This window comes from Salmonella sp. A29-2 (assembly GCF_020150755.1).
Classification (GTDB): domain Bacteria; phylum Pseudomonadota; class Gammaproteobacteria; order Enterobacterales; family Enterobacteriaceae; genus Salmonella; species Salmonella enterica.
Genome location: NZ_CP083731.1, coordinates 4386808 through 4402498 on the forward strand (window position 1 = coordinate 4386808; position 15691 = coordinate 4402498).

At 53.1% G+C, this 15691-nt stretch carries 13 protein-coding genes; 5 read left to right on the forward strand and 8 right to left on the reverse strand.

Translation table 11 applies throughout. The annotated features are described in order from the left end of the window. Positions 1 to 27: 27 nt before the first annotated feature. The gene (gene nrfA, locus K8W53_RS21400) at positions 28 to 1464 is read right to left on the reverse strand and encodes an ammonia-forming nitrite reductase cytochrome c552 subunit (RefSeq protein WP_000101786.1); all 1437 of its coding nucleotides are present in this window, start codon (positions 1462 to 1464) and stop codon (positions 28 to 30) included. Positions 1465 to 1895: 431 nt separating this feature from the next. Here nrfA and acs point away from each other — a divergent pair, with 431 nt between their 5' ends. The 3 genes from acs to actP all read left to right on the forward strand — a co-directional run bounded on the left by acs (position 1896) and on the right by actP (position 6055). Then, positions 1896 to 3854: an acetate--CoA ligase gene (gene acs / locus K8W53_RS21405; protein ID WP_000083877.1), complete on the forward strand. Its 1959-nt coding sequence runs from the start codon at positions 1896 to 1898 to the stop codon at positions 3852 to 3854. Between the two features lie 240 nt (positions 3855 to 4094). Further along, positions 4095 to 4409: a DUF485 domain-containing protein gene (locus K8W53_RS21410; protein WP_000999620.1), complete on the forward strand. Its 315-nt coding sequence runs from the start codon at positions 4095 to 4097 to the stop codon at positions 4407 to 4409. Beyond that, positions 4406 to 6055 (forward strand): cation/acetate symporter ActP, encoded by a 1650-nt coding sequence (gene actP, locus K8W53_RS21415; RefSeq protein ID WP_023224112.1) that lies wholly within the window; start codon positions 4406 to 4408, stop codon positions 6053 to 6055. Before K8W53_RS21410 ends, actP begins: the two co-directional genes overlap by 4 nt. Positions 6056 to 6093: 38 nt before the next feature. Here the strand turns inward: actP and K8W53_RS21420 are convergent, their stop codons facing one another. Further along, on the reverse strand, positions 6094 to 6783 hold the full coding sequence (locus tag K8W53_RS21420) for an LrgB family protein (protein WP_001067096.1): 690 nt from the start codon (positions 6781 to 6783) through the stop codon (positions 6094 to 6096). After that, positions 6776 to 7186 (reverse strand): CidA/LrgA family protein, encoded by a 411-nt coding sequence (locus K8W53_RS21425; RefSeq protein ID WP_000257347.1) that lies wholly within the window; start codon positions 7184 to 7186, stop codon positions 6776 to 6778. The genes K8W53_RS21420 and K8W53_RS21425 overlap by 8 nt, the downstream gene beginning before the upstream one ends. A 103-nt stretch (positions 7187 to 7289) precedes the next feature. On the opposite strand from K8W53_RS21425, the gene K8W53_RS21430 reads away from it, so the two are divergent. Next, positions 7290 to 8177 (forward strand): LysR family transcriptional regulator, encoded by an 888-nt coding sequence (locus K8W53_RS21430; RefSeq protein ID WP_000354962.1) that lies wholly within the window; start codon positions 7290 to 7292, stop codon positions 8175 to 8177. Positions 8178 to 8271: 94 nt separating this feature from the next. On the opposite strand, the gene K8W53_RS21435 is transcribed toward K8W53_RS21430, so the two are convergent. The 4 genes from K8W53_RS21435 to soxR all read right to left on the reverse strand — a co-directional run bounded on the left by K8W53_RS21435 (position 8272) and on the right by soxR (position 13183). Further along, positions 8272 to 9918, reverse strand: a complete 1647-nt coding sequence (locus K8W53_RS21435; RefSeq protein WP_000402189.1) for a Na+/H+ antiporter — start codon at positions 9916 to 9918, stop codon at positions 8272 to 8274. A 149-nt stretch (positions 9919 to 10067) separates the two neighbouring features. Beyond that, positions 10068 to 11417 carry a guanine/hypoxanthine transporter GhxP gene (gene ghxP, locus K8W53_RS21440; protein WP_000106907.1) on the reverse strand — a complete coding sequence of 450 codons (1350 nt, stop codon included), beginning with the start codon at positions 11415 to 11417 and terminating at the stop codon, positions 10068 to 10070. Positions 11418 to 11763: 346 nt separating this feature from the next. Beyond that, the gene (locus K8W53_RS21445) at positions 11764 to 12432 is read right to left on the reverse strand and encodes a glutathione S-transferase family protein (RefSeq protein WP_000958581.1); all 669 of its coding nucleotides are present in this window, start codon (positions 12430 to 12432) and stop codon (positions 11764 to 11766) included. Between the two features lie 292 nt (positions 12433 to 12724). Then, positions 12725 to 13183: a redox-sensitive transcriptional activator SoxR gene (gene soxR / locus K8W53_RS21450; RefSeq protein ID WP_000412686.1), complete on the reverse strand. Its 459-nt coding sequence runs from the start codon at positions 13181 to 13183 to the stop codon at positions 12725 to 12727. Between the two features lie 86 nt (positions 13184 to 13269). Between soxR and soxS the strand changes: the two genes are divergently transcribed. Next, a complete protein-coding gene (gene soxS, locus K8W53_RS21455; protein WP_000019483.1) occupies positions 13270 to 13593 on the forward strand; it encodes a superoxide response transcriptional regulator SoxS in 324 nt (107 codons plus the stop codon). On the opposite strand, the gene K8W53_RS21460 is transcribed toward soxS, so the two are convergent. Further along, complete coding sequence (locus tag K8W53_RS21460; protein WP_000083652.1) at positions 13581 to 15182, reverse strand: EAL domain-containing protein; 1602 nt, start codon at positions 15180 to 15182, stop codon at positions 13581 to 13583. The genes soxS and K8W53_RS21460 overlap by 13 nt on opposite strands. Between the last annotated feature and the right edge of the window lie 509 nt (positions 15183 to 15691).

The following is a 15691-nucleotide window of genomic DNA, read 5'->3' on the forward strand; positions in this document are numbered from 1 at the left end:
CATCCGGCAAATTTGTCACATGTGAGGTTATTGGCTTAACAGACCGTTTTTACGCGCCTGATCTTCCCACTGCGGTACGACCGTTTTCAGGAAGTCCTGCTTCTCCGCGTTGATTTGTTGCATATTCAAACCAATCGCTTTCTGCGCCTTCTCTTTCGTCGAAATATCCGGCAGCGGAATTTCATGGGTAATGCCTTTGGTCGCCAGCAGTCGCGCCAGTTTAGTACGGGCATCCGCGGCTTTATCCATCGCACTGCCTAACATCCGTAGACCTTCTTCCGGGGCATGCATATGAATACCGTGTGACGCAATCGCCAGATCCCAACGCCACTGCGCGTGGCGAATATCGTTCAGAATCGGTTTCATTTCCGCGTCTGTCGCCCCCGCATCCCATGCGGCTTTCGCTTCGAAGTGCGCATGTACCAGCTGATCTTCAACCTTGATTTTCAGGTCATGAATCGCCTGTTTACGCTCGGCGACCACTTTTTGCAGGGACGCTTTGTCCTGGGTGTGGCAGTTGGCGCAGGTTTGCGCGAAATTGTCGAACGGGTTGCCGATTTTATGGTCGGTGTAGAGCTTGCCTTCGGCGTTCTGTACTTTCGGCATGTGGCAGTCGATACAGGTCACGTTGTTCTTACCGTGAATGCCCGCGCTCCAGGTTTCATATTCCGGGTGCTGCGCTTTGAGCATCGGGGTTTTCGACAGAGAGTTAGTCCAGTCAGAGAAGGCGATAGTGTCGTAGTATTGCTCCATGTTCTCGACTTTCATGCCCTCATCCCACGGGAACTTAACGGCTTTGTTTTTACCGTCAAAGTAGTACTCCACGTGGCACTGGCCGCAGACCATCGATTGCTGATCAAAGCGACCGGCTTTATCAAACGGTTTGCCGATAGCCTCCATCGCCCGTTCGGCATAGGGGCGCGACAACGTTAATGCTGGCTTCCCCTGGGCGAAATCGTCCGACGCGGTGTTATGACAGTCGGCACAGCCCAAATCGTTGACAATTTCCGGGCCGCCTCGCGCCCATTTGCCATGGAAGTAGCCGTCTTCGCCTTCTTGTTGGATAAGGCGCGCGACATCGGGGCTTTTACAACTCCAGCAGGCCATCGGCAGCGGGCCGTCTTCCGCCGTTTTTGGCGCGCCGGTACGCAGCGTTTCGCGCACGTCAGTTACCGCATACGCGTGGCCGCGTGGTTTGTTGTAGTCACGGGAGAAGGGATAGCCCGCCCACAGGATCACCAGACGAGGGTCTTCCGCCAGCGCATCTTCACGGGCAGACTGTTCTGACGTCGCTTTCCATGACTGATATTGGTCGGGGTGTTGAGGCGCGAACGTTTCATTTTTCGCTTCAACAGTAACGGTTTTTGCGGATACAGGCGTTTGCTCAGCGTAAACAGAGGTAATGAAGAAAAAAGGAAATATAAGGCTGAAGAAACGGCGTGCGCGTAGTGTTTTCCTTGCCATAGAGGTCTCATCCAGATTGCGCCATTATCTTTAATGGCGATTTTTTATCGTTTTCCATAACAGCAACCGCACAAATACTGTTATTACATTGCTCTCCTCTATGTGTAACAAATAACCACACTTAAAATGTTGTCTTTAATCAATTGTAAGTGTATGTAAAATACCACTTTAGAGTTAGTAACCTGGACAAAACTCCCTCTCTTTTCTGATTTCCGGACACGGATCACTTTTTTAAAAAATTTCATATAACGTCATGTTATCCCGAAAATTTATCTAATTTTGCGGGACACAATCAAAAAATAGATTGCTGCTTATTTGCACAGTTCCCTTTTTGCGTGATCTGTCGCCCAAATACTAAACAAAACTTATTAAGACCCTACATTTAACGTTTGTGCGACATATTATTAACATCCTACAAGGAGAACAACAGCATGAGCCAAACACATAAACACGCCATTCCCGCCAACATTGCGGATCGTTGCCTGATAAATCCAGAGCAGTATGAGACTAAATATAAACAGTCTATTAACGACCCCGATACGTTTTGGGGCGAACAGGGAAAAATTCTCGATTGGATCACGCCGTACCAAAAAGTGAAAAACACCTCCTTTGCGCCAGGCAATGTGTCGATTAAATGGTACGAGGACGGCACGCTGAATCTGGCGGCGAACTGTCTTGACCGCCATTTGCAGGAAAATGGCGATCGCACCGCCATTATCTGGGAAGGCGATGACGCGTCGCAGAGTAAACATATCTCTTATCGCGAACTGCATCGCGATGTCTGCCGTTTCGCGAATACACTGCTGGATCTGGGCATTAAAAAAGGCGATGTGGTAGCGATTTATATGCCGATGGTGCCGGAAGCGGCGGTGGCAATGTTGGCCTGCGCCCGCATCGGCGCGGTGCATTCGGTGATCTTCGGGGGCTTCTCGCCGGAAGCCGTCGCCGGACGCATTATCGACTCCAGCTCGCGGCTGGTGATCACCGCTGACGAAGGTGTACGCGCCGGACGTAGTATCCCGCTGAAAAAGAATGTCGATGACGCGCTGAAAAACCCGAATGTCACTAGCGTTGAGCATGTGATCGTCCTGAAGCGCACCGGCAGCGACATTGACTGGCAAGAAGGCCGCGACCTGTGGTGGCGCGATTTGATTGAAAAAGCCAGCCCTGAGCACCAGCCTGAAGCGATGAATGCCGAAGATCCGCTGTTTATCCTTTATACCTCCGGCTCCACCGGCAAGCCGAAAGGCGTGCTGCACACCACCGGCGGCTATCTGGTCTACGCCGCGACCACCTTTAAGTATGTCTTTGATTATCACCCTGGCGATATTTACTGGTGTACCGCCGATGTGGGTTGGGTGACGGGGCACAGCTATCTGTTGTATGGCCCGCTGGCCTGCGGCGCGACCACCTTAATGTTTGAAGGCGTGCCGAATTGGCCAACGCCCGCTCGCATGTGCCAGGTGGTCGACAAACACCAGGTCAACATTCTCTATACCGCCCCGACGGCCATCCGCGCGCTGATGGCGGAAGGCGATAAAGCCATTGAAGGCACCGACCGTTCTTCACTGCGCATTCTGGGTTCCGTCGGCGAGCCGATCAATCCCGAAGCGTGGGAATGGTACTGGAAGAAGATCGGCAAGGAAAAATGTCCGGTCGTCGACACCTGGTGGCAGACTGAAACAGGCGGTTTTATGATCACGCCGCTACCGGGCGCTATCGAACTGAAAGCCGGTTCCGCCACCCGTCCTTTCTTTGGCGTACAGCCTGCGCTGGTGGATAACGAAGGCCATCCGCAAGAAGGCGCGACGGAAGGCAATCTGGTCATCACCGATTCCTGGCCGGGCCAGGCGCGCACTCTGTTCGGCGATCATGAACGTTTTGAGCAGACCTATTTCTCTACCTTTAAGAATATGTATTTCAGCGGCGACGGCGCGCGTCGCGATGAAGACGGCTATTACTGGATCACCGGTCGCGTGGATGACGTGTTAAACGTCTCCGGCCACCGTCTGGGTACGGCGGAAATCGAATCGGCGCTGGTGGCGCATCCGAAGATCGCCGAAGCGGCGGTGGTGGGTATTCCACACGCTATCAAGGGCCAGGCGATTTACGCTTATGTGACGCTCAACCACGGCGAGGAGCCGTCGCCAGAACTGTACGCGGAGGTGCGCAACTGGGTACGTAAAGAGATTGGCCCGCTGGCGACGCCGGACGTGCTGCACTGGACCGACTCACTGCCAAAAACCCGTTCCGGCAAAATTATGCGCCGTATTTTGCGCAAAATCGCGGCGGGCGATACCAGCAATCTGGGCGATACCTCGACTCTCGCCGATCCTGGCGTGGTGGAGAAACTGCTCGAAGAGAAGCAGGCCATCGCGATGCCGTCATAACCATAAATGCCGGATGGCAACGCGAACGCGTTTTATCCGGCCTACGACCCTACCCCTGCCCTCTCTCAAACCGGGAGAGGGAAATATAAAAAAACCCTCCCCCAAAGGATTTCGTGTTACAGGAAGGCGGCAAGCGAGCACATCCTCAGCAGCATAGTTCACTATGTGGCTGGGGCGCGCGAGTGCGGCCAACGCGCCTGTAGCGCGAAAGACGCAGGGGGACCTCTGGAGAGCTCTGTGATGAATGACCAAATTTATCAGCGGATAGAAGACAGTGCGCGTTTCAGGGAATTAGTTGAAAAACGGCAACGGTTTGCCACGATTCTGTCGGTTATCATGCTGGCGGTTTATATCAGCTTTATTTTACTGATCGCCTTCGCGCCTGGCTGGCTGGGCACGCCTCTACATGCGGGAACCAGCGTCACCCGAGGAATTCCCATTGGCGTCGGGGTGATTGTGATTTCTTTTGTGTTGACCGGAATTTATATCTGGCGGGCGAATGGCGAATTCGATCGTCTTAATAACGCCGTACTGCATGAGGTGAAAGCATTATGAAGAGAGTTCTGACGGCGCTCGCCGCCGCACTCCCCTTCGCCGTTCATGCGGCGGATGCCATTAGCGGCGCGGTTGAACGCCAGCCCACCAACTGGCAGGCGATTATCATGTTTTTGATTTTCGTCGTGTTTACGCTCGGTATTACCTACTGGGCCTCTAAACGCGTACGTTCCCGTAGCGACTACTACACCGCAGGCGGCAATATCACCGGGTTCCAGAACGGGCTGGCGATTGCCGGCGACTATATGTCCGCCGCGTCATTTCTCGGCATTTCCGCTCTGGTGTTTACCTCCGGTTATGACGGGCTGATCTATTCGCTGGGCTTCCTTGTCGGCTGGCCAATCATCCTGTTTTTGATTGCCGAGCGCCTGCGTAATCTGGGACGTTATACTTTTGCTGACGTTGCCTCTTATCGCCTGAAACAGGGGCCAATCCGTATTCTTTCGGCCTGTGGCTCCCTGGTAGTGGTGGCGCTTTATCTCATCGCCCAAATGGTCGGCGCCGGTAAACTGATTGAACTGCTGTTCGGCCTCAACTATCACATCGCCGTAGTGCTGGTCGGCGTGCTGATGATGATGTACGTGCTGTTCGGCGGGATGCTGGCGACAACGTGGGTGCAAATTATCAAAGCCGTCCTGTTGCTGTTTGGCGCCAGTTTTATGGCCTTTATGGTGATGAAACACGTCGGCTTTAGCTTCAATAATCTGTTTACCGAAGCCATGGCGGTACACCCGAAAGGCACGGCGATTATGAGCCCAGGAGGGTTGGTGCAAGATCCGATTTCGGCGTTGTCGTTGGGTCTGGGACTGATGTTCGGCACCGCCGGCTTGCCGCATATTCTGATGCGTTTCTTTACGGTCAGCGATGCCCGCGAAGCGCGCAAGAGCGTGTTCTACGCCACCGGTTTTATGGGCTATTTCTACATTCTGACCTTTATTATCGGCTTCGGCGCTATCATGCTGGTGGGGGCGAATCCCGCCTATAAAGATGCCGCGGGCGCGCTGATTGGCGGCAATAACATGGCGGCGGTGCATCTGGCCAACGCGGTAGGCGGCAACCTGTTCCTCGGCTTTATTTCGGCAGTGGCGTTTGCCACCATTCTGGCGGTGGTCGCCGGTCTGACGCTGGCGGGCGCATCGGCGGTGTCGCATGATTTGTACGCTAACGTGTTCCGCAAAGGCGCAACCGAACGTGAAGAGCTGAAGGTGTCGAAAATCACCGTCCTGGTGCTGGGCGTGATCGCCATTATCCTCGGCGTCCTGTTTGAAAATCAGAACATCGCCTTTATGGTGGGCCTGGCGTTTGCTATCGCCGCGAGCTGCAACTTCCCCATCATTCTGCTTTCCATGTACTGGTCAAAACTGACCACGCGCGGCGCTATGCTGGGCGGCTGGTTAGGTTTACTGACAGCGGTGGTGCTGATGATTCTTGGCCCTACCATTTGGGTGCAGATCCTCGGTCACGAAAAAGCGATCTTCCCGTATGAGTATCCGGCGCTGTTCTCTATCAGCGTGGCGTTCCTGGGGATCTGGTTCTTCTCGGCCACCGATAACTCGGCAGAAGGCAACCGTGAACGTGAGCAGTTCCGCGCTCAGTTTATCCGCTCCCAAACGGGATTCGGCGTACAACAAGGGCGTGCGCATTAATCTTACCGTTTCCTCCGGCCCCGTGGGTCGGAGGAAAATCAGAACATCACCCTCGCCACCAGCGGGGCTGCCAGCACCATCACCACGCCGGACAGCATCATGACCAGACTGGCGACGACGCCCTCCTGCTGACCAAGTTCATAGGAACGCGCCGTGCCCGCCCCATGTGACGCCGCGCCGAATCCTGCCCCTTTTGCCATGCCTTCCCGGATAGAGAGACGCAAAAATAGCGCGTCGCCGACCGCCATGCCAAACACGCCAGTGACGACCACGAACAGCGCTACAAGATCCGGCTGCCCGCCCAGGGGTTCTGCCGCCGCCAGCGCAAACGGCGTAGTCACGGAACGTACCGCCAGACTACGCTGAATCTCATCCGATAACGTGAACAGACGCGCCAGCCAAACGGAACTGGTGACCGCCACCACCGTCGCCGTCACTACGCCCGCGGTGAGCGACATCCAGTGACGTTTGATAATCGCGAGGTTATCGTACACCGGCACCGCAAAGGCAATGGTCGCCGGGCCGAGCAGCCACAATAGCCAGTGCGATTCACCAATGTAGTTTTGCCAGGAGATATGACCGAACACCAGCATTAACACCAGCAGTGCCGGCGTCAACACTAATGGCATCAACGGCAATTTGCGAAAACGGCGATACAGGCGCTTATTGGCGAAGTAAATTCCCAGCGTAATCACCAGGCACAGTACGCTTAACTGAACGTTATTCACGGTTTAGCCTGCTCATCTCATAGCGATACACTTTATCCACCACCCACGCCGTCGCGCCGAGTACCATTAAGGTACTGATCGCTATCACCGAGAAAATGCGCCAGCCGTCCACCAGTAACAGATGGGCATAGTTCACTACCGCCACGACGGCGGGAACAAAGAATAACAGCATCTCCGCCAGCAGCCAGCGTGCGCCTGCGCGTACCCAGCTAAGCGGAATAATCCGGCAAACGATCAGCGCCAACATAAGCACCATGCCGACCAGATTCGCGGGCAACGGCAGGTGCAGCCAGGAGACAAGATATTGGGAAAAAATGAATAAACCTGCATAGAGCAGTACCTGAACCGGTACCTGGAGTCGTTGCACAACGGCAGGCGTAACGCGGCTTATCGCCACAGCCATGAGGGAATGTCCTGAAAAATAATACGGAGCGCCAGTATAGAGAACCTCCGCCACGGGCAGAAATGAATTAAAATCATTGCAGGCATAGTCGGAAGGAATAATCATGGATATCAGAACGCTGCGTTATTTTGTCGAGGTGGTGCGTCAGCAAAGTTTCACCCGCGCAGCGGAGAAGTTATTTGTCACCCAGCCCACCATTAGCAAGATGCTGAAAAATCTTGAAGATGAGCTTAACTGTACGCTACTGATCCGCGACGGACGTAAGTTATTGCTGACCGATACCGGACGCGTGGTGTTTGAACGCGGTCTGGCGATCCTCGCTGAGTTTCGCCAGTTAGAGGCTGAGTTGAGCGATATTAACCATCTCAATAAGGGCGTGCTGCGGCTGGGTATTCCCCCGATGGTCGGCATGTTGATGGCCGGGCCAATCAGTTTGTTTCGACAACGTTACCCTGGCGTTGAACTCAAAATTTCGGAGTTTGGCGGCCTGACGGTACAGCAGGCGGTAATGAATGGCGAGCTGGATGTTGCGATGACCGCGCTCCCGGTGGAAGAAGCGAGCGGGCTGACGACATTATCGCTGTTCAGCCATCCGCTGTGCGTGCTGGTTCCCCGTTCCGGTCAGTGGACAACCTGCGACTCCATCGCGCCTGAAGCTCTGGCGGAGCATCCTCTTCTTATCTATAACGAAGACTTTGCCCTGAGCCGCCAGTTGATGACCTTATTTAGCCAGCATGACGTAAAACCACGGATTGCCGTGCGCAGCGGGCAATGGGATTTTCTCGCCGCCATGGTGCAAGCGGGCGTCGGTATCGCCATTTTGCCGGAGCCGATTTGTCAGCGTCTGGATAAGGCCACGCTGCGCTGGCTACCGCTGGAAAGCGATCTCCGCTGGCAGTTGGGCATGATTTGGCGAGAGGGCGTGTATCTGTCGCACAGCGCCCGGGCATGGTTAACCTGTTGCGAAGGGTTTTGGCTGAAACAACCGTAAACCATGGGTTAAAACCCTTGCCGGATGGCGGCGCAAGCACCTTATCCGGCCTACTTGTAGGCCCGGTAAGCATGGCGCCACCGGGCCACAAGGACTACTGATTTTCTATCAGTAGCGCTTCCATCAAATCCAGGTCGTGCAGCAGCTTTTGCAATGTTTCATTGCTGATTTCTCGCGTGGCGCGCAGATGATACAACTCGGCGCGTTCGGAACGCAGCGCCGCCAGACGGAAACGTCGCTCCAGGTTTTCTTCCTGTATGGAGCTTTCGACATCATTTCGCCCATCGGCACGGCGACGCAAGTTACCAATGACACGTGAGCTTACTTCAGTAAGCAACTGATTATCGATGTTTTCTTCGGTATCCGCCGCCAGACGCTCTTCCATTTTCTGAATGGCGACAATCGCCACTTCCGCCGTCGCCGCGCGGGCGATACGCTCCTCTTTCAACTGTTGCGCATGATCGGCGACTTCCAGATGTTGCAACAGCAGCGGCAGCATGATCACGCCGACAAACAACGAGAACAGAATGACGCCAGCCGCCAGGAATACCAGTTCATAACGCGCCGGAAATCCGCTGCCATCCGGCAAAAGTAACGGTATAGAGAGCACACCAGCCAGGGTGATCGCCCCACGAACGCCAGCGAAGGAAGCAATCAGAATTTCACGCGACGTCCAGCTGGCGAACTCCATCGGTTTCTTCTTCAAAAAGCGCAGGCTGAATTTTTTCATGGTCCACAGCCAGCCGAAGCGAACCAGCATCAATGCTGCATAAATCAGCACGATATCGGTAAAAAGCATCCAGGTTTCGACATTCGGGTCAGCTTCCGCCGCCGCCAGCGAAGATTCCAGAATACCCGGCAATTGCAGTCCCAACAGCAGAAAGACCATACCGTTAAAGACAAATTCCAGCATCGCCCAGGTACTGTTCGCGCGCAAACGCATTGCCAGCGGCGCGCGGCGCATTACGCCAGAACGGGTGATGGTCATCCCGGCGGCAACCGCGGCCAGGATGCCTGAGACGCCAATATGTTCGGCAATCAGGTAAGACGCGAAGGGCAGCAGAAACAGCAGGACAATTTGCGTCGCGGGCTCATCGCCGCCCCAGCGGCTCAAAAAACGCAGCGAGCGGCCATACAGCCAACTGACCACAAAACCCGCCAGAATACCGCCGATAGCGACCTTAAAAAATTCCAGCGTCGCGCCGCCGACGGTAAAGACCATCGTCCCCATCGCCACCGCGACGGCGAATTTCAGCGATACCAGACCGGAGGCGTCGTTCATTAACGCCTCTCCCTGCAGAATGCCCATGATTTTTTTCGGGATGCGCCCCTCGCCCACAATTCCGGAGAGCGCTACCGCATCGGTCGGCGACAGCACGGCGGCCAGCGCAAAGGCGGGGATCAGCGGAATGCCGGGCACCAGCCAATAAATCAGGAAGCCGATTCCCACGACCGTTACCAGGACCAGCGCCAGCGCCAGCCCGAAAATCTCTCGTCCATGCTCAAGAAATTCACGAGTCGGCGTCTTCCAGCCATCCGCAAACAGCAGCGGCGGAATAAACAGCACCAGGAAGAGTTCCGGGTCGAATTCCACATGCAAACCAAACGTCGGCCACGCCAACAGCGCGCCAATGGCGATCTGCATAAGGGGTAAAGGAAGCTGGAAGGGTAATACACGCGTAAATACCCCCGACAGTGAGACCACAAGGGTCATGATGAGTATTGTGAAGAAAATTTCCATGCGTTCCCTGTTTGCGATGTTTTTTATGATGGAGAGAGGCATCATGCCTCGGTTTCACCTTCTTCAGATTAACGCAAAAGGTAACGTGATGTGTCCTGAAAATGAAAACGGGCGACCAACGCCGCCCGTTTTTCAGAATGAAGGCAGAACTAGATAGCCCAACCGCCAGCATAAAAAGCGACCAGCGCGACCGCAATGACGACAGTTCCGATATTCAGCTTACGCCATTCGCCGGAAACCAGACGCCCGACGACCAGCGTGGCAAAGCCGATCATAATCCCGGTGACAATGTTACAGGTCAGTACAATAAATACAGCCGTTACCAGCCCCGCCATCGCATCGACGAAATCAGCAAAATCGATTTTCGCCACGTTACTCAGCATCAGCAGACCGACATACATGAGCGCCGGGGCGGTTGCGTAGACGGGAACGAGATAAGAGAGCGGCGAAAGAAACAGGATCAGCAAAAACAGCACGCCCACGGTAATCGCCGTCAGGCCCGTTTTACCGCCCGCCGCCGTACCGGCCGCAGACTCGATATACACCGCGGCGGGCGCCGCCCCGACCAGGCCGGAGAAAACGCTACTCAGGGAGTCGGTGGTTAGCGCTTTACCGCCATCGATAATTTGTCCGTCTTTGTCCAGCAGATTAGCCTGCCCTGCGACCGCACGGATCGTTCCGGTCGCATCAAACACCGCCGTCATCACCAGCGCCAGTACGCTTGGCAGAACGACAGGGTTTAACGCGCCCATAATATCCAGGCTGCCGATCAGCGAGTTGCCGTTTTCATCGCTCAACGAAGGCATGGCGAAAATGCCGGAAAAATGGACGTTAGGATCGAAGAGCAAACCCACAATAGAAATGCCAATAATGGTCAACAGAATGCCGCCGGGGACTTTCAGCTTTTCCAGACCGAGAATAACAGCCAGCCCCACAAGCGACATAATCACCGGGAAGGTATCGAAATCGCCCAGCGCGACCGGCAGGCCATCCAGCGGGTTTTTAATGACCAGGCCGACGCCGTTGGCGGCAATCAGCAACAAAAACAGGCCAATACCGATACCGGTTCCGTGGGCCACGCCCTGCGGCAAGTTACGCAAAATCCAGCTACGAATGCCGGTGGCGGAGATAACGGTAAACAGTACGCCCATCAGGAATACGGCGCCAAGCGCGACCGGGACGCTAATATGCTGCCCCAGGACCAGGCTAAACGCGGTAAACGCCGTCAACGAGATAGCGCAACCGATAGCCAGCGGCAGATTCGCCCAAAGCCCCATAACGATAGAGCCGACGCCTGCGACCAGGCAGGTCGCTACAAAGACGGCAGCAGGCGGGAACCCGGCTTTACCCAGCATCCCTGGCACCACGATGACGGAGTAAACCATCGCAAGAAACGTGGTTAAGCCAGCAACGACTTCCTGGCGAACGGTGCTCCCGCGTTGTGAAATTTTAAACCAGGCGTCGAGTGAACCGCCGGTACGCGCTGAAGGCGTAGACATAGAAAACATCCCCTGAGAATTTATTATTCGTCGGTATACGTGGGAGGTAATCCACTAACAGCGCAACGTTATCTCCTTGTGCTACATTTACGACAGCCGGGGCGCCGCAAAAAAGCAAACGTTTAGCTCCACATATACAAAACGGGTGGCAAAAAAAAGCAAACGATTATCCAGCGATCATAAACGCTTTTTCAACTGAACTTTGCCGCTTTTTATGCTTTTCTGCTTAGTATGCTCAATAAATCGCCAGACGATGCGCAAACGTTATCGTCCCTGCGCAATCCAGCAACAATTTTTCGCATCGCTGTTAGCAAATACGTTGCGCAATCTGCTCACAAAAACGCCATTATCCGCCAGGAATGGTAAACGGACCGCCCTGCTGAATCGCTCGTTGCCAGGCTGGACGCATTTCTACCCGCGCTTTCCATGCGTTGATATGGTCGAGATGAGCGATCCCGCCTCGGGCAAGCAGCGCAAATAGCGGGAAGCTCATCTGGATATCCGCCATACTTAACTGCTCTCCGGCAAACCAGGGGTGATTTGCCAGATGCCCGTCAATAAAGCGCGCATGGGTTTCCAGTTGCGGATTGAGGTACGCTTTTTGCGCGCCCTTACCGATAACGCCGCCCAACGTTCGCAGGCCCAATGGTACCGGCGGTTTACCCAGAGAGGTAAAGAGCAGCCTCATCAATAGCAAGGGCATGAGCGAACCTTCAGCGTAATGTAGCCAGAATCGATAGTGTTGTTTCCCCTGCGCATCCGCAGGTTTAAAGCGTCCGATACTGTCGTAAGTGTCCTGCAAATATTCCAGGATGGCGCCCGATTCCGCAATAACCATACCGTAATCTTCGATAACCGGAGACTTGCCCAGCGGATGCACTTTTTTCAATGCCGGCGGCGCCAGCATGGTCTTTTCACGCTGGTAACGCACAATCTGGTAAGGCAACGCCAGCTCTTCCAGCGCCCAGAGGATGCGCTGCGAACGAGACTGATTTAAATGGTGCACCGTCAGCATGGCTGTCTCCTGTAAGGTATGCCAACTAACTATAGAAAATTATGGCAGTTGCCGTAAAAATTTCGGCTAAAAAATCAGCATTTCGCTGGCGAACAGGGCGTCGTCGCTTACACTTACAGTATCAACACAAACCGGAACCTCCACCACGTGCTCGATATGAGGGGTGTTGACGTCGGGGGAAACCCTCCTGTAATCAGCGGGATAGAGCGAAAGACAAAGACCGGAAACAAACTAAAGCGCCCTTAGCGGCGCTTTAGTTTTAGGTGAACTCAGCCCGATGGCCGAGTGCATGTTAATCATCTTCAAGCAGCCGGGCACCCGTCCCGTGTTCGCCAAGCCTGTCGCCTGGATTTCGCAGCGGACAGTCGCTACGCGATAAACAGCCGCAGCCGATACAACCGTCCAGCTCATCGCGCAACGCCACCAGCGTATGAATACGTCGGTCTAACTCTTCGCGCCACTGCGAGGAGAGCTGCTTCCACTCTTTCGCGCTTAACGTATGTCCTTCCGGCAAGATACCAAACGCGTCGCCGATAGTTGCCAGCGGGATGCCGATACGCTGGGCGATCTTGATAATCGCGACATAACGCAACACGTCACGCTTATATCGCCGTTGGTTACCGCTATTACGGATACTGGTAATTAGCCCTTTGCTTTCATAGAAGTGCAGGGCGGACACAGCAACACCGCTACGTTTCGCAACTTCCCCCGGCGTCAGTAAGGCTTTTAAACGGGGAGATTTTTTTTCCATAAATCGCTTTACCTCAAGTTAACTTGAGGAATTATACTCGCCCGCAGACAAAACGACGAATCGAATACTGTTTAAGAGGCAACAATATGTCGCATCAGCAGATAATTCAGACCCTTATCGAATGGATTGATGAACATATCGACCAACCGCTAAACATTGATGTGGTGGCAAAAAAATCGGGCTACTCCAAGTGGTATTTGCAGCGGATGTTTCGTACGGTAACGCATCAAACATTAGGCGAGTATATTCGCCAGCGCCGTCTCCTGTTGGCGGCTGTTGAGCTACGAACGACCGAGCGCCCGATTTTTGATATCGCGATGGACCTGGGCTATGTATCGCAGCAAACCTTCTCGCGTGTATTCCGCCGCGAGTTCGATCGCACTCCCAGCGATTACCGTCACCGCCTGTAGGGCGTCTGCCCGCGTATCGTCAGAGGCGCGGGCGTTTGTTGTAGCCAGGAGATGAATTCCTGCGGTGGTAACGCCTTCGCAAAGTGCCATCCCTGACAATACTGAACGCCGCGTTTTAGCAACCAGCTAACCTGTTCAGCCGTTTCAACCCCCTCCGCAATGATTTTTAGCCGCAAACTTTGCGCCATTTCAATAATATGTTCCACAATCAAATGGCTGGCGCTATTAGTGGTTAGCGTATCGACAAAAGATTTATCAATTTTTAAAAGGTCGACATTTAATGAGTACAGGTTATGCAAGTTCGAATAGCCGGTACCGAAGTCATCAATTGCCACCTCGTATCCCGCCTGGCGAAACGCCTGAATAATCGGCGTCATTTTAGGCACATCAATAAATCCGCGCTCGGTCACTTCAACCTTTATCTGTTGCGCAAGCACTGAATGCTGACGCGTTTTTTCATGAATCATCACAATTAGTCGGGAAGAGAGAAAATCGGCGGCAGAGAGATTGATAGAGACATAAAGATGCGGGTGCGCGGCCAGAAAACCACCTAAATCATTAAATACCTCTTCGACGACATAATCGGTGATCTGCTCAATCATCCCCTCTTTTTCCGCCAGCGGAATAAATTCGCACGGGCTCATCACCGGACCGTGATAGCCCGGCCAACGCAATAGCGCTTCGGCACCTACACATGTCCCGTTTCGGATATCAATGATCGGCTGATAATGAAGGCAAAGCTGGTGCCTGGTAATGGCCCGTTGCAGCAATCGACGCGGTGAGTAATATGCCTGCCGGGATCGTGACCACATAAATAAGACGATAATGCTACAGATGATCCCTAACGGTAGCGTTAACGTAAGCTGATGAAAGAGGTTCTGGTAAAAGCGTTGCTTTGAGGTTGACACAATCGCGGCAACCGGTCGTTTTGCTGATTTAACCAGAGTATAGAAACGCTCACCCTGTTGGAACACAGGTTCACTCCGTCGTACCAAAGGTAATAGCTGATCAGCCTGCGCCTGTTCACTCAGGGAGAAAAAGGTGTTGGTCACCGTATCATACATTCCCCAGGCCAACGCCGGATCGTCTGACATCACCTCGCTATAAGATAAGGGATTGATAACCGCGACATAGTTTCCCCGCTGCATATATGTCATTTTATAACCGTTGAAAAAAGGCGTATCACGATAGTAATAAATAGCGATGTCAGGCTTTCGTTTATAGTCAGCGCGGGGAATAAAATAAGGACTTGTTGGCGTCATAACCGTAGAGCATAGAAAACGCTGGCCCTTAGCATAAATCAACTCATTAATGTACAAACGACCGCGGATAATATTCAGCATTCGCTGTTGATGGGCTGGCGTACAGGCTTGCCCCTGATATTGTTCAGCGGCATCGCGGGCTAAATCCGCTTGCAGGATAACCCGCTCCGTTTTATCTAATACCAACTGCGCAAATGAATGTAACTGATTTCTGGTTTCAGAGACTGCCCGGATATGAGCAAACCAGATCGCCAGCAATACAGGAAGTAACACCACAATGATCGTTCCGAGAAATCTCAACACCTTGCGTCGTGTGCTTTGACTCATTTTCAGCCTATTTCCCTGCATTATTTGTGACTATTGTTGGCAAAATAAGACGTGAACCAAACGGAGGTTTACGGTGCATGAATTTATCAATATTAGCAACAGACTTTTACCGATCAACATTTACCATTAATAACTACGCGCAATCTCTTTCGCATACCAGGCAGGACGCTAAATATTTTTGATAATATCAGATTTATACCTAAGTAAACGATGGGGTATACATCTTTACTCCTTTCTTTTGATAAATAACTTGATATTTTTATCAGGTCTGAATTTCACGAAAAAAATAAAAGAGTAGTAATAATACATCTTTGCTTTCCGGCAGTTTCTCTACGGACGCGTAGAAGTCGCACAAAAAATACGGTTATAAAACGCACAAAAAATACATTGCCGATCTGGCGAACAAGCTGGTTTTTGTGATATAGTTCACAAAAACAATGAAATAGAAACAATGTTTCATTCGATGTTGATGTGACGTCCGTTGATAGCCAGAATGTCCCACGTTTCCC